The sequence below is a fragment of the Pseudomonas maumuensis genome (assembly GCF_019139675.1).
GTDB lineage: Bacteria > Pseudomonadota > Gammaproteobacteria > Pseudomonadales > Pseudomonadaceae > Aquipseudomonas > Aquipseudomonas maumuensis.
In genome coordinates, this window is record NZ_CP077077.1 from 4001107 (window position 1) to 4015494 (window position 14388).

9 protein-coding genes are annotated in these 14388 nt (G+C 63.9%); 5 read left to right on the forward strand and 4 right to left on the reverse strand.

Annotated features, from left to right (window positions below):
* The first annotated feature begins 7 nt into the window (after positions 1-7).
* Together KSS90_RS17850 and KSS90_RS17855 are read left to right on the forward strand one after the other, a co-directional pair.
* Positions 8-628, forward strand: coding sequence for a response regulator transcription factor (locus KSS90_RS17850; RefSeq protein WP_217866646.1), 621 nt, complete (start codon positions 8-10; stop codon positions 626-628).
* A gap of 1 nt (position 629) precedes the next feature.
* Positions 630-4262, forward strand: coding sequence for a transporter substrate-binding domain-containing protein (locus KSS90_RS17855; RefSeq protein WP_217866647.1), 3633 nt, complete (start codon positions 630-632; stop codon positions 4260-4262).
* 30 nt (positions 4263-4292) lie between these two features.
* On the opposite strand, the gene KSS90_RS17860 is transcribed toward KSS90_RS17855, so the two are convergent.
* Positions 4293-4637 carry a YggL family protein gene (locus KSS90_RS17860; RefSeq protein WP_046856427.1) on the reverse strand — a complete coding sequence of 115 codons (345 nt, stop codon included), beginning with the start codon at positions 4635-4637 and terminating at the stop codon, positions 4293-4295.
* Positions 4638-4822: 185 nt separating this feature from the next.
* Between KSS90_RS17860 and dacB the strand changes: the two genes are divergently transcribed.
* The gene (dacB, locus tag KSS90_RS17865; RefSeq protein WP_217866648.1) at positions 4823-6286 is read left to right on the forward strand and encodes a D-alanyl-D-alanine carboxypeptidase/D-alanyl-D-alanine endopeptidase; all 1464 of its coding nucleotides are present in this window, start codon (positions 4823-4825) and stop codon (positions 6284-6286) included.
* 131 nt (positions 6287-6417) lie between these two features.
* Here dacB and KSS90_RS17870 read toward each other — a convergent pair whose 3' ends face one another.
* Positions 6418-8814, reverse strand: a complete 2397-nt coding sequence (locus KSS90_RS17870; RefSeq protein ID WP_217866649.1) for a sensor domain-containing diguanylate cyclase — start codon at positions 8812-8814, stop codon at positions 6418-6420.
* Between the two features lie 95 nt (positions 8815-8909).
* Positions 8910-11108 carry a bifunctional 23S rRNA (guanine(2069)-N(7))-methyltransferase RlmK/23S rRNA (guanine(2445)-N(2))-methyltransferase RlmL gene (gene rlmKL / locus KSS90_RS17875; protein ID WP_217866650.1) on the reverse strand — a complete coding sequence of 733 codons (2199 nt, stop codon included), beginning with the start codon at positions 11106-11108 and terminating at the stop codon, positions 8910-8912.
* 550 nt (positions 11109-11658) lie between these two features.
* Here rlmKL and rmf point away from each other — a divergent pair.
* The gene (gene rmf / locus KSS90_RS17880; protein ID WP_003248687.1) at positions 11659-11874 is read left to right on the forward strand and encodes a ribosome modulation factor; all 216 of its coding nucleotides are present in this window, start codon (positions 11659-11661) and stop codon (positions 11872-11874) included.
* A gap of 139 nt (positions 11875-12013) precedes the next feature.
* Here the strand turns inward: rmf and KSS90_RS17885 are convergent, their stop codons facing one another.
* Positions 12014-13039, reverse strand: coding sequence for a quinone-dependent dihydroorotate dehydrogenase (locus KSS90_RS17885; protein ID WP_217866651.1), 1026 nt, complete (start codon positions 13037-13039; stop codon positions 12014-12016).
* Positions 13040-13105: 66 nt separating this feature from the next.
* Here KSS90_RS17885 and KSS90_RS17890 point away from each other — a divergent pair, with 66 nt between their 5' ends.
* Positions 13106-14380, forward strand: coding sequence for a CmpA/NrtA family ABC transporter substrate-binding protein (locus KSS90_RS17890; protein WP_217866652.1), 1275 nt, complete (start codon positions 13106-13108; stop codon positions 14378-14380).
* Positions 14381-14388: the final 8 nt, after the last annotated feature.

The window sequence follows — 14388 nt, forward strand, 5'->3', positions numbered from 1 at the left end:
GTTGAATATGCACTCAGTCTTTATCGTTGATGACCATCCCGTAATACGCCTGGCGATTCGGATGTTGCTGGAAAACCAGGGATACCGGGTGGTCGGTGAATCGGATAATGGCGTGGACGCCATGCAGTTGATCCGCGAAACCCCACCGGACCTGGTCATTCTGGACATCAGCATCCCCAAGCTCGATGGCCTGGAAATGCTCTCGCGCCTGCAGGCCATGGCCATCCCGCTGAAGGTCCTGGTGCTGACCGCGCAATCACCTGCACTGTTCGCGATCCGCTGCATGCACTCCGGTGCGGCCGGGTATGTGTGCAAGCAGGAAGATCTCAGCGAACTGCTCAGTGCCATCAAAGCCGTACTGTCCGGCTACAACTATTTCCCTAGCCAGGCACTCAATCCACCACCGACTGGCAGCAACCAGGAGCTGGAACTGTTCCGCCAGGTCAACGACAGGGAGTTGATGGTCCTGCAGCTCTTTGCCCAGGGCCGTAGCAACAAGGAAATTGCCAAGGGCATGTTTCTCAGCAACAAGACCGTCAGCACCTACAAGAAACGCCTCATGCACAAGTTGCGTGCCAGCACATTGGTGGAGTTGATCGACGTCGCCAAACGCAACGCATTGGTCTGACATGATGACGTGGAGGTACATCGCTGTTTTACTGCTCTGCCTGGGCACGCCGCTACAAGGTGGCGGCGTGACGGTCGATATGGGCCGCACCTACACGCTGCTCAGCCGCTCCGCACCGACATCGGTCCGGCCGACCCTGACAGTGGCGCAACGCGCCTGGATCGCATCGCGCAAGGAGCTGGTGCTCGGCACCTCGGCACCCGACTACCCGCCCTTTGACATCGCCACGGGCGGGCGCGAGTACCAAGGGCTGACCGCCGACTACGCCGGCTTGATCGGCAGTGCCTTGGGCCTGCCTGTACGCGTGCAACGTTTTCCCAGTCGACCGGCGGCGGTCGCGGCGCTCAAGAGCGGCCACATCGATCTGCTGGGCAGCGCCAACGGCTATGAGGCCGTCACCCAGGGCCTGGCACTGTCACGCCCCTATGCCATCGATCAACCCGTACTGGTGACCCGCGAGGACGAGAGCCGCGCGTTGGACACCGGCCTGGCAGGCATGCGCCTGAGCATGCTGTATCACTACCTGCCGCCCGGAGAAATCCACGCCAACTACCCCAAGGCCGAGCTGCTGACCTTCGAGTCGTCCACCCAAGCCCTGAATGCGGTGGCCTTCGAGCAGGCCGACGTGTTCATCGGTGACACCATCTCCACGCACTACCTGATCAGCCAAGGTCACCTACCGCATGTGCGCATGGCCAACTTCGGCAAACATGAAGCCGTGGGCTTCAGCTTCGCCATGCGCGAGGGCGCCCATACCCTCCAGTCGCTGGTGGATGCAGCACTCGACGCCCAGTCCAGCGCCACCCGCAACGATATCTTCAAACGTTGGAGCGCCAGCAGCGGCAGTTTGTTGACCGATCGCAAGCTGCAGTTATCGACACGCGAGGAACAGTGGCTGAGCCAGCACCCGATCATGCGCGTGGCGGTCAACGACACCGCCGCGCCATTGACGTTCTTCGACAGCAATGAACGCCTACGAGGGGTCGTCGCCGACCTGCTCGAACTTATTCGCCTGCGTACCGGTCTGCGCTTCGAGATCCGCCGTGCCAGTGGCGATGGCGACATGATCAACCAGCTCGAGTCCGGGCGCGCCGACATCATCGCCAGCCTGTCCACCGATGCCCGCCGGGGCAGCCCGCTACAGGTCAGCCGCCCCTACCTTGAGAGCGCCTACGTGCTGGTCAGCCATACCGGCACAGATCAGCCAAGCAGCCTCAAGCAACTCGCGGGCAAGCGGGTCGCCGTTCCCCGCGACAGCACCGTGGCCGCCCTGCTTGCGACACGCCACCCACGGATCCGCCAGGTCGCCACCGAAAGCACCTACTACTCCATGGTACTGCTCGGCAGCGGTGCGGTGGATGCGGCGATTGCCACCCTCATCGATGCCAACCATATGCTCGCCACCAGCAACAACCTGGTCATCCGCAGCACGGTGGGCACGGAACCCGCAGCCTTTTCCATGGCGACGGCACCCGACGCCAGCGAGCTGGGCTCGATTCTCGACAAAGCACTACTGAGTATTTCGCCGGAGGAGCTGGGGGTGATCAACAGCCGCTGGCGGGACCATGGCCTGCGTGACGACGCCTACTGGCGCAGCTACCGCCGAGTATTCCTGCAAGTGGTGGGGGTGATCGCGGTCCTACTGGTGCTCGCACTGGTATGGAATGCCCGGCTGCGCCGTCAGATCAAGCAACGCCAGCGGGCTGAACGGGCACTCAACGACCAGTTGGAATTCATGGGGGCCCTGCTCAATGGTACGCCCCACCCCATGTATGTGCGTGATCGCGAGGGGTGCCTGCAAAGCTGTAACGACAGCTATTTGCAAGCCGTCGGCGCCAGCCTCGAGCAAGTCCTTGGCAAACGCCTGGAAGATGCCCCTTATAGCGACTGCGACTACACCCGCCAGATCCAGGACGACTACCAGCGAGTGATGGCGCTGGGTAAACCCTTGATCCTCGATCGCCCTTTGCGCCTGAAGGACCGCGACCTGACCATCTACCACTGGATCCTGCCATATCGCGATTCGGTGGGAGAGATGCAAGGCATCATCGGTGGCTGGATCGACATCAGCGAACGCCGCGCCCTGGTCCAGGACCTGCGCCTGGCCAAGCAGCAGGCCGATGATGCCAACCGGGCCAAGAGCACGTTCCTGGCCACCATCAGCCATGAGATCCGCACGCCGATGAACGCGCTGATCGGCATGCTGGAACTGGCCTTGAAACGCGCCGAGCAGGGTAAGCTGGATCGACCCGCGCTGGAGGTCGCCCATCATTCGGCCAGCGATCTGCTGGGGTTGATCGGTGACATCCTGGATATCGCCCGGATCGAGTCCGGGCAAATGTCCCTTGTACCAGAACCCGTCGACCTCGCGGCGTTGGTCGAGTCGGTCGGACGCGTGTTCGACGGCTTGGCCCGCCACAAAGGCCTGGTGCTGGATGTCGTGATAGCCCGCGAAGCCCGCTGTCATGCAATGCTCGACCCGCTGCGCTTCAAGCAAGTCCTGTCGAACCTGGTGAGCAATGCGATCAAGTTCACCGAACAGGGGCAAGTGCGTATTACCGTCAAGATACGCAAAGATGGCGATTCGGCATTGCCGACACTCGACCTGGAGGTCCGTGACAGCGGGATCGGAATCCACGAGCAAGACCTACAGCGCCTGTTCTCGCCCTTCGTACAGGCCAACCCCTACAGTGACGGCGCCCGGGCCGGTACCGGGCTGGGGCTGGTCATCAGCCGTGACCTGTGCGCCATGATGGGCGGCGAACTTACCCTGCAGAGTTTGCAAGGTGTCGGCACCCGTGTACGCCTGGTGATGCAGTTGCAATGCGTCGAGCCGGTCGCGGCCCTGCCGCGCCCCATCGAGCAGATCCTGCCGCCGGACGAGCAACTGAGCATCTTGGTGATCGACGACCACCCGGCCAACTTGCTGTTGATGGCTCAGCAGCTGGACTACCTGGGCCTGAATCAGGAAAGCGCCGAGGAGGGCAGCGAAGGTCTGCGCAAGTGGCGTGAGGGCTGTTTCGATGTGCTGATCGTCGACTGCAACATGCCCCAGATGAATGGCTACGCGCTGGCCAGGACCGTGCGCACGGAGGAGCGCCTGCAAAACCGGCCGCGCTGCACCATTCTTGGCTACACCGCCAACGCCCAGCCCGAGGTACGCCAGCAGTGCATCGATGCCGGCATGGACGACTGCCTGCTCAAACCCATCGGCCTGCAGGTGCTGGGGCAACGCCTGAGGGCCATCACACGGATCGACCGGCAGCGCGATGATGCCCTTGGGTCCACACCGCACTTCGACCTCAAAGGCTTGTCCACGATCGTCGGCGACAACCTCGCCGACCGCGACCGCATCCTCGAAACCTTGCTCCTGAGCCTGCGTCAAGACCTGCAGATCCTGATGGCCCTCGATCCTTGCAACGAGGGCGACGAGCTGGCATTACAGGCGCACAAAATCCTCAGCGCAGGAAGGATGCTGGATGCGAAGTCTTTGATCGAGGCTTGCGAAGCACTGGAGGAAACGAACTTGCCCCAGAGCGAACTGAAAAAACGCCGTCAGGCGCTGGCACGGCACATGCGCCGCCTGGAGAAAGCCCTGGCCAGGCAACTGCAGCGCGTGGCCGAGGCGGGATAAGGGCGGTACAGGGCGTACCGCCGAAATCGATCAGGAAGCCGGGTTGATCGGCTTTTCCGGATACCAGGCATCCAGCAGCGGGCTGACTTCAATGCTGGTCAGTTCGCTACGGCCCTTGAGCCAGGCTTCGACCGCGGCACGCTGCTCTTCGCTGACCGAGCCACGCTTGACGGAGCAGACCAGACCGAAGTCATCGCCGCCGACATAGTCCAGGCCGTTGGCATCCATGGCATCAGCCAGGAAAGCATCGAGGAAGGCATCGATGGCTTCATCGGACAGGTCTTCCTTGAAGCCCAGGTTCAGTTCGAAACCCAGCTCCTGGAATTCATCCACGCACAGTTTCTTGCGCAGGCGACGGGAACGGTTGGTAGCCATGAAACAATCCTCTCAATTAATTACGCGCGGCACTTTACCAGTTTCCGGCGCACAACGGCGCTTTTCCGTCGAATGAGGCCCATGCCGAGCACGCTTGGGGCATAATGCGCACTATATTCGTACTGGGGCCATCATTTCCTACAGCCTCATTGTCTTTTCCCCTCGCCTGCAGGGTTTATCCATTTATGATCAAGACGCTTCGCCCACTATTGTTCGCCGGCCTGTTCCTGCCCTTGTCGCTGTCCATCCAGGCCGCCACCGTCAACACCAATCTGCCCCCGAAAGTGCAACAGGCGCTCAAGACCAACAAACTGCAGGACTCGGCCCTGTCACTGGTCATGCTGCCATTGGACGGCCCGGGCACACCGACGGTGTTCAACGCAGACGTTTCGGTCAACCCTGCCTCGACCATGAAGCTGGTCACCACCTATGCCGCACTCGAGCTGCTGGGCCCTACGTTCCAGTGGAAAACCGAGTTCTACACCGACGGCACCCTGAGCAACGGCGTGCTCAATGGCAACCTGTACCTCAAGGGCGGCGGCGACCCCAAGCTGAACATGGAAAAGCTCTGGTTGCTGATGCGCGACCTGCGGGCCAATGGTGTGCGTACCGTGACCGGCGATCTGGTGCTGGATCGCAGCCACTTCGTGCAGCCCAACCTGCCACAGTTCAACGATGACGGCGGTGACGACAACAAACCGTTCCTGGTCAAGCCGGACTCGCTGCTGGTCAACCTCAAGGCATTGCGCTTCGTAGCCCGTAACGACGGTGGCAAGGTCAACGTGTCGGTCGAACCACCGATCGCCAGCATCCGCATCGACAACCAGGTCAAGGCCGTGGCGGGCAAGCAATGCACCGGCGAAGTGCGCTACAACCCGGTAATGCAGCCCGACGGTGTCAGCGTGACGGTCAGCGGCCAGCTCGCCGACGGCTGCAACTCACAGACTTACCTGGCGCTGCTGGATCACCCGACCTATGCCGCCGGGGCCGTACGGGCCATCTGGAACGAACTGGGCGGCAGCATCCAAGGCCGCGACCGCATCGAGAACGTACCCAAGAGCGCACGCCTGCTGGCTCGGGCCTTCTCGCCAGACCTGGTGGAAGTGATCCGCGACATCAACAAGTACAGCAACAACACCATGGCCCAGCAGTTGTTCCTCAGCCTTGGCGCACAGTTCCGCACCGACGCCGACGGCGACGACGCCCGTGCCGCCCAACGTGTCGTACGTCAGTGGATGGCGAAGAAAGGCATCACCGCGCCCCACCTGGTGATGGAGAATGGTTCAGGCCTGTCCCGAGCGGAGCGGGTCAGTACCCGTGAGATGGCTGCTCTGTTGCAGGCAGCCTGGAAGAGCCCATATGCGGCCGAGTTCATCAGCTCGATGCCGCTGGTGGGGATGGACGGCACCATGCGCAAGCGGCTCAAGCGCACCGCCATGAGTGGCGAAGGGCACATCAAGACCGGCACTCTGAATACCGTGCGGGCGATCGCCGGGTTCAGCCGGGACAGTAACGGGCATACCTGGGCGGTGGCGGCCATTCTCAATGACCCAAAACCTTGGGGAGCTTCGCAGGTGCTGGACCAGGTGTTGCTGGATCTTTATCGGCAGCCCAGGGCCGGGAATGGAACGGTTGGCGTGATGCCCTAATTTGAGGGGGCTTGGCCTTTCCAAGGGTTGGTTTGATGGTTGTAAGTGCCTTCATTGGCGATGGTAGCTATGCGTCCACATGAATGCACTTACACCCCCATCAAATCATCGACTGAAAGATCAATCCCACGTCAAGACAACTCCCCCTCCACCCTATCCCTACCTCCCTGCTTGGCCACATAAACCCCAGCATCTGCCCGCAACAGCAGCGCATCCGCGCCTTCCCCAACCCGCCACCCCGCCACCCCAAAACTCGCCGTCACCCGCCCGACCCCCTCCACCGGCACACTGCGCACCCCTTGCCACAGCTCCTGCGCCAGCATCCGTGCCTGCTCGGCATCGCTCCCCGGGCACAGCACCATGAACTCCTCGCCGCCCAGCCGGCAGAACACATCGGTGCGCCGCAGCCGATGCCCGATCCGCTGGCACAGGCTGCGCAGCACATGGTCTCCGACCGCGTGCCCGAACTGATCGTTGATCCGCTTGAAGTGGTCGATATCGAGCATGATCACCGCCAGGTCCAGCCCCTCACGCTGCGCCCGATCCAGTTCGTTGCGCAACCGCTCCTGGAAATAGCGCCGGTTGTAGATTCCGGTCAAGGCGTCGGTCACCGACAGTGCCCGCAACTCCTCCTCGACCCGCTTGAGATCCGAAATATCCGTCAGGTAACCATGCCAGAGCGTGCTGCCATGCTCACCGATCTCCGGCGTCGCCTCCCCCCGCACCCAGCGCAGCCCCGCTTGCGGCAGGCACACCCGGTACTCCTCGCGCCATGGCGCGAGGTACTCGGCGGAGTAACGCACCGAGCGGCGCACGCGCTCGAGATCATCCGGATGGATACGCTCGAACACCGCCGCGGCATCCTCACGCAGCACCGCCAGGTCCACCTCGTAGATGTCGTGCAGCCCCTGGCTGGCGTAGGGGAAACAGGAATGGCCATCGGCATCCAGGCGGTACTGGTAGATCCCGCCCGGCACCTCGGCACTGAGCTTCTCCAATAGACGGTCGCGGGCCGCCAGGGCTTCGTGTACCCGACGCCGCTCGGTGACGTCGATGCAGATCGCCAGGTAACCCACCCACAAGCCCTGCTCGTCCAGCACCGCGGTCACCAGCATGTTGGCCAGCAGATGGCTGCCGTCCTTGCGCACCAGCGTCCAGTCCGCCGGTTCCACGCCCCCCTCCTGTACCGTCTCGGCGAACATCGCCTGGCCCGCGCCCACCTCACGGCCAAAGCGCACGCTCAAGGCATGGGCGCGCTGGTGCAGCTCATCGGGCAACACCAGATCTTCGAGCCGCAGCTGGCCCAGCGCCTCACCGGCCGAATAGCCCAACATGCGCTCGGCGCCAGCGTTGAACGTACCGATCACACCGCGCAAGCTGGTAGCGATGATCGCGACCTGGGTCGCGGCATCAAGCACGCTGCGCAACTGGTTATGCGTCTCGCGCAGCGACTGCTCGCTGATGCGCAACTCAGCGGTACGCCGGGCCACCAGGCCCAAGGCTCGCTGGCGCTGACTGAACAGGCTGTAGAGCAGCAGCGCCAGCAGCACACTGAGCAAGCCGCCGAGCAATGCCACCACAGGTACCGCCGAGGACCGATTGGCGGCAAGAAAGCCCAGGCTGGGGCGGATATCGAGCTGGTAATGATGATCGGCCAAGTGCAACAGGTGGCTGCTGGCAAAGCCCATGCGCGCCGGCGGCAGGCCCGAGTCGAACAGCACCTCATGGCCACTTTCGGTGGACAGATCGAGGATGCGCACGACCAGATTGTCATCGGCCACCGTCGGCAGACTTTCGGCGATCAACTGATGCACACTCAGCAAGGCCATGACATAGCCTTGCGGCAACTGATCCGCCGGCGCCACGTCAGCGAACACGGGAGCGACTATCAACAGGCCGCGGGTGTAGGCCGGCTCGACGTTGATCATGTCCAGTGGCGCGGACACCGCCATGCTGCCAGGGCTCGACGCCCGGGCCAGGGTCGCGGCGCGCGAGGCCTGCCCGCCCAAGTCGAAGCCATAGGGCTGGGTCTGCCGGCTCACCGCCTGGGTGTACAGGACCGGGTAATAGTGATCGCGCACCGCCGCCGCCTGCCACCTCCCTTGGGCATCCAGGTCGCGGATCTGGTAAGGCTGCCCAAGCAAGGCGCTGGCACGCTGCTCGAAGGCCGCGCGCTGCCCGGACGCTACCCGCGGCGCCCAGGAATAGGCCTGGGTACGATGCAGCAACGGGCCGGCATAGCCATCGAATTCGCGGGGGGTGATTTCGCTGGAGTAGGCGAAGAAGCGGCGCAGGCCATCGAGGCGCTGCTCCTGCTCCTCGAAACGCTCGGCGATGCGGCTGTAGCGCTCACTGGCCAGCAGCTCGAAGCGCTGGCGCAGTTGTTGTTTGAAGAATGTCTGCGTGGCAATGGCCAGCGCGGCCGTGAGCAGCGCCCCGGCGACCAGCGCCGCCAGGGCCACGCCCCAGGCCGACAGCTCGTCACCGAACAGGCCAAGCGGCTTCGCAGGTACGCCTGGGTTCGACATAGAGGACTCTCAGCAACGTCAGCGTCCTGCGTATTGTCCCGCCCTGTCCTGCTTTATAGCCGCTGGCCAGTGGCCACGCCATGTACCTCGTCGGTTCAGCGCAAACGCAGCTGCCAGGCGCGATGGATGCGGTTGTTGCGGGCGAAGTCCGGATCCAGGGTCTGGGCGCTGATTTCCTCCACCGCATACCGCGTCGCCAGGTGCTCGTCGAGCTGGAACTTGCGGAAGTTGTTGGAGAAGTACAGCACACCACCCGGCGCCAGGCGCGCCATGGCCAGGTCGAGCAGCTGCACATGGTCGCGCTGCACGTCGAACACCCCTTCCATGCGCTTGGAGTTGGAGAAGGTCGGCGGGTCGATGAAGATCAGGTCGTAGCTGTCCTGGGCGTTCTCCAGCCAGGCCATGACGTCGCCCTGCTCCAGGCGGTTGCGCTCGGAGAAACCGTTGAGCGACAGGTTGCGCCGCGCCCAGTCCAGGTAGGTCTTCGACAGGTCGACGCTGGTAGTGCTGCGCGCGCCGCCCTTGGCTGCATGCACGCTGGCCGTGGCGGTGTAGCAGAACAGGTTGAGGAAGCGCTTGCCCGCCGCCTCACGCTGGATACGCAGGCGCATCGGGCGGTGGTCGAGGAACAGGCCGGTGTCGAGGTAGTCGGTGAGGTTGACCAGCAGCTTGACGCCGCCTTCGCTGACTTCCTGGAAGCGTCCTTCGGTGGCCTGGCGCTCGTACTGACGGGTGCCGCTCTGGCGTTCCCGACGCTTGAGCACCACGCGCTGCGGATCGACGCCGAGGGCTTGGGGAATCGCGCTCAACGCGTCGAGCAGGCGCGCCTGGGCCTTGTCCGGATCGATCGAACGGGGCGCGGCGTACTCCTGCACGTGTACCCAGTCGTGATACAGGTCGACAGCCAGGGCGTACTCCGGCATGTCGGCATCGTACACGCGGTAGCAATCGACCTTCTCGCGACGAGCCCACTTACCCAGCTGCTTGAAGTTTTTCTGCAAGCGGTTGGCGAACATCTGCGCACCTTCCGACAGGCGCGCCGGCTCGCTGGCCACCGGGGCCTGGCGGCGCGGCTCGTTCTCGCCCGCCTCGGACTGGGCCTGGCGACGATCGCCGGTGACGAACTGGTCCGGCTGGACCTTGAACAGCAGCAGCTTGCACGGCAATGCGCCGTTCCAGAAAGCGTATTGCTTGTGGCTGCGGATGCCCATGCGCTTGCCCAGCTCCGGCGCACCAGTGAACACCGCCGCGTCCCAGCCCATGCACGCCTGGCGCAGGCGCTCGCCGAGGTTCTGGTAGAGGTACAGCAGGCTGGCCTCATCGCCCAGGCGCTCGCCATAGGGTGGGTTGCTGATCACCAGGCCCTTCTGGTTCTGGTCCGGGCGCGGTTCGAAGCTGGCGACCTCACCCTGGTAGATCTTCACCCAGTCGCCCAGGCCTGCGCGCTCGACGTTATTGCGCCCCGGCTGGATCAGCCGCGGATCGGCCTCGTAGCCACGGATCCACAGCGGTGGCTTGGCCAGGCCTGCCTGAGCACGGGCCTGGGCCTCGTCGTGCAGCTTGCGCCACAGCGCCGGCACATGGCCGAGCCAGGCGCTGAAGCCCCAGCGCTCGCGCTTGAGATTGGGGGCGATGTCGGCGGCGATCATCGCCGCCTCGACCAGGAAGGTGCCCACACCGCACATCGGGTCAGCCAGGGCGCCGCCCTCGGCCGCAATGCGTGGCCAGCCCGCGCGGATCAGCACCGCCGCCGCCAGGTTTTCCTTCAATGGCGCAGCACCTTGCTGCAGGCGATAGCCGCGCTGGTGCAGGCTGTGACCGGACAGGTCGAGGGACAGGATTGCCTCGCCACGGTCCAGGCGCAGGTGTACGCGCACATCCGGGTCGACCTTCTCCACCGACGGGCGCAGGCCTTCACGGTTACGCAGCTTGTCGACGATGGCGTCCTTCACTTTCAGGGCGCCGAAGTGGGTGTTGTCGATACCCGAACCATGGCCGCTGAACTCCACCGCCAGCGTACCGTCGGCCGCCAGGTGGTCGGCCCAGTCCAGGGCATGAACACCGTCATAGAGGTCATCGGCGTTTTTCATGGAAAACCGCTTGAGCACCAGCAGCACCCGGTTGGCCAGGCGCGACCACAGGCACAGGCGATAGGCGGTTTCCATATCGGCGTCGCCGCGAATGGCCGAGGTGTGTTCACGCACCTCGCTCAGGCCCAATTGGCGGGCCTCCTCGGCGAGCAGGCCTTCAAGACCCTTGGGGCAGGTGAGATAAAGTTCGAAACGGTCCGACATGTGCAATCCAGAGCCTTTGGCTAGGTAATTGGCGAGCCGACGCATCGGCTGCCGCTGTTTGCCCGCACGCCTTTCCTGCAGGCGTTCGGGTGGCCCGGCGAAACACTCGCCAGACCTGGCCACCCGTTCGATCATGCCTTTGCCGGATGGCGTAAATGGCTTGGATCGTCGGGCAGTATGAAAATTTCGTGGAGCCAGGGTTCAGATGTGACCCTTCGTCGCATTACAAATTATTACTGTCATCATCGGGCAACGCTGGCCAATTGACGTCAACGTTGACTAAACCCTGATCATAGCGGGCTCAACGGCAAACAAGGTTGATTCGCATTTATTTACTTATCCCCTCACCCTTGGAAAGGTTACGTCCTTATGACAAATCGATCATTCACACTGTGACTCGCATTCGTTAGAACTGATCTCAGGCCGCACCGCAACGGGGCGGCACTTTCAGCCCGCGACGCCGGCAGCGGGCGCAAACCGGCAGAACGATTCTGCCCGGCCTCGGAGAGGCCGACGGGACATTACAGTCAACAAGTGAGGGCAACACCCTATGAGAAGACTTAAGCGTGATCCGTTGGAAAGAGCATATTCACGTGGCTACCAGTATGGAGTCACCGGCAAATCCCGCGAACTTTGCCCCTTCAATCTACCCTCTGTACGCCAAGCCTGGATCAACGGCTGGCGCGAAGGTCGCGGCGATAACTGGGATGGCATGACCGGCACCGCTGGCATTCATAGACTCAACGAAAATCACGCCGTTGGCTGAACGAGGACACTGAATTCGAGTCACCATGCGCGCCCTATCCGGGCGGCGGGCTGCGGCCCAGGGGCCCCTTTGAAGGGGCCCTTTTTTATGCACCTTACTTTCTCGCCACATCTTCTATACAACGTGAGAACGGCTCACTTCATGGTTTCGGCATCGCCGCAATCGCATCCACCGCTTCACGAATCAACGCCGGGCCTTTATAGATGAAGCCCGAATAGATTTGCACCAGGCTAGCCCCAGCGGCGATCTTCTCAGCCACGTGACGCCCCTCGGTAATGCCGCCAGCGGCGATGATCGGCAGCTTGCCGCCCAGCTCGCCCGCCAGCACCTTCACCGTGTGCGTGCTCTTCTGCAGCACCGGCGCGCCCGACAGGCCGCCCGCCTCGCCACCGAACGGCAGCCCTTCGACGCCTTCGCGGCCCAGGGTGGTGTTGGTGGCGATCACCGCATCCATGCCCGACTCGCGCAGCGCCGCGGCCACCAGCGCGGTCTCTTCGTCGCTCATGTCCGGTGCGATCTTGATCGCCAATGGCACGCGCTTGCCGTTGGCCGTGGCTAGCTGTTCGCGGCGCTCGGCCAGGGCATCGAGCAGTTGCTTGAGCGAGTCGCCGAACTGCAGCGAACGCAGGCCCGGGGTATTCGGCGAGCTGACGTTGACGGTGATATAGCTTGCGTCGTTGTAGACCTTTTCCAGGCAGATCAGGTAGTCGTCCTGGGCCCGCTCGACCGGGGTGTCGAAGTTCTTGCCGATGTTGATGCCCAGCACACCGGTATACTTCGAGGCGCGCACACGTGCCAACAGGTGGTCGACACCCAGGTTGTTGAAGCCCATGCGGTTGATGATGGCCGTGGCCTCAGGCAAGCGGAACAGCCGTGGCTTGGGGTTGCCCGGCTGCGGGCGCGGCGTCACGGTGCCGATTTCGACGAAGCCGAAGCCCAGCTGGGCGAAACCGTCGATGGCCGCGCCGTTTTTATCCAGGCCTGCGGCCAGGCCGACCGGGTTGGCGAAGTTCAAGCCCATCACCGTCACCGGCAACGCCGCCGGCTGCTTGCACAGCAGGCCGTTGAGTCCGAGGCGGCCACCGGCGCCGATCAGGTCCAGCGAGAGGTCGTGGGAGGTTTCCGGGGAGAGCTTGAACAGCAGCTGGCGGGCCAGGGTATACATGGGCGGGCGGACTCGCGGTGTGTGAGGGGGCGATTATAGCCAGCGCGCCGCCAGGGCGACAGGGCCATGGCACATGGGTTGCTATGTCTGCTGCATGCAGCCATCCGCGAATGCCCGAGGATTCTCGTGAACACACCTCTCCCGACAACGCCCCTGGCCTGGGTCAACGGCAGCGACGCGCCGGAAAAACCCAGCCTGGACATCGGTTTCATGGCCCTGACCGACTGCGCCTCGGTGGTGGTCGCCGCCACCCAGGGCTTCGCCCAGCCATTCGGCCTGACCCTCAACCTGCACCGCCAGGCCTCCTGGGCCGGGCTGCGCGACAAGCTGGTCAGCGGCGAACTCGACGCCGCCCACTGCCTGTATGGGCTGGTATACGCCGTACACCTCGGCATCGGCGGCGTACCCGCCAGCCCCCTGGCCGTGCTCATGGGCCTGAACCAGAACGCCCAGGCCATCAACCTCTCTCCCACGCTGCAGCGCAAAGGCGTGACCAACCCCGAGGCACTGGCGCGGCTGGTGCACCAGCAAGGCGCACGGCTGACCTTCGCCCAGACCTTTCCCACCGGCACCCATGCCCTGTGGCTGTATTACTGGCTGGCCAGCCACGGTATCCACCCATTGCGTGACGTCAGCAGCGTGGTGGTGCCCCCGGCACAGATGGCCGCCCACCTGCAGGCCGGGCGCATCGACGGCTTCTGCGTCGGCGAACCCTGGTCGGCGGACGCGCTCGCCAAGGGCCAGGGCTTTACCCTGGCCACCAGCCAGTCGATCTGGCCCGACCATCCGGAAAAAGTCCTGGCCAGCGCTCGCGGTTTCGTCGAACAGTACCCCAACAGCGCACGGGCGCTGATCCAGTCGGTGCTCGCCGCAGCGCGCTTCATCGAGCAGAGCCAGGAAAACCGCCGCAGCACCGCACAACTACTCAGCGGCAGCGCCTACCTGGACACCCCTGCCGGCAGCATCGAGCCGCGCCTGCTCGGCGACTATCAGGATGGCCTCGGCCATCGCTGGCACGACCCCCATGGCCTGCGCCTGTTCGACCAGGGCCGGGCCAACCTGCCCTACCTGTCCGACGGCATGTGGTTCATGACCCAGTTCCGCCGCTGGGGCCTGCTGCGTGACGACCCGGACTACCTCGGGGTCGCCCGCCAGGTGCAACAGCTGGCCCTGTACCGTGAAGCCGCCTCGGCACTGGGCGTGCCCTGCGCCGACCCACCCATGCGCAGCAACCTCCTGCTCGACGGCCGCCGCTGGGACGGCAGCGATCCCCATGGCTATGCGCGCAGCTTCCCCCTGCACGCCCTGGACGCGGCACCTGATGCCCGCGCCAGTCATTGAGGGGACGA

Excerpts from the sequence above, each read along its gene's own strand:
- rlmKL (WP_217866650.1), bottom strand. The coding sequence starts at position 11,108 with ATGTCGGACCGTTTCGAACTTTATCTCACCTGCCCCAAGGGTCTTGAA.
- KSS90_RS17860 (WP_046856427.1), bottom strand. The coding sequence starts at position 4,637 with ATGGCTACCAACCGTTCCCGTCGCCTGCGCAAGAAACTGTGCGTGGAT.
- KSS90_RS17890 (WP_217866652.1), top strand. The coding sequence starts at position 13,106 with ATGGCACATGGGTTGCTATGTCTGCTGCATGCAGCCATCCGCGAATGC.
- KSS90_RS17885 (WP_217866651.1), bottom strand. The coding sequence starts at position 13,039 with ATGTATACCCTGGCCCGCCAGCTGCTGTTCAAGCTCTCCCCGGAAACC.
- KSS90_RS17855 (WP_217866647.1), top strand. The coding sequence starts at position 630 with ATGATGACGTGGAGGTACATCGCTGTTTTACTGCTCTGCCTGGGCACG.
- dacB (WP_217866648.1), top strand. The coding sequence starts at position 4,823 with ATGATCAAGACGCTTCGCCCACTATTGTTCGCCGGCCTGTTCCTGCCC.
- KSS90_RS17870 (WP_217866649.1), bottom strand. The coding sequence starts at position 8,814 with ATGTCGAACCCAGGCGTACCTGCGAAGCCGCTTGGCCTGTTCGGTGAC.
- KSS90_RS17850 (WP_217866646.1), top strand. The coding sequence starts at position 8 with ATGCACTCAGTCTTTATCGTTGATGACCATCCCGTAATACGCCTGGCG.
- rmf (WP_003248687.1), top strand. The coding sequence starts at position 11,659 with ATGAGAAGACTTAAGCGTGATCCGTTGGAAAGAGCATATTCACGTGGC.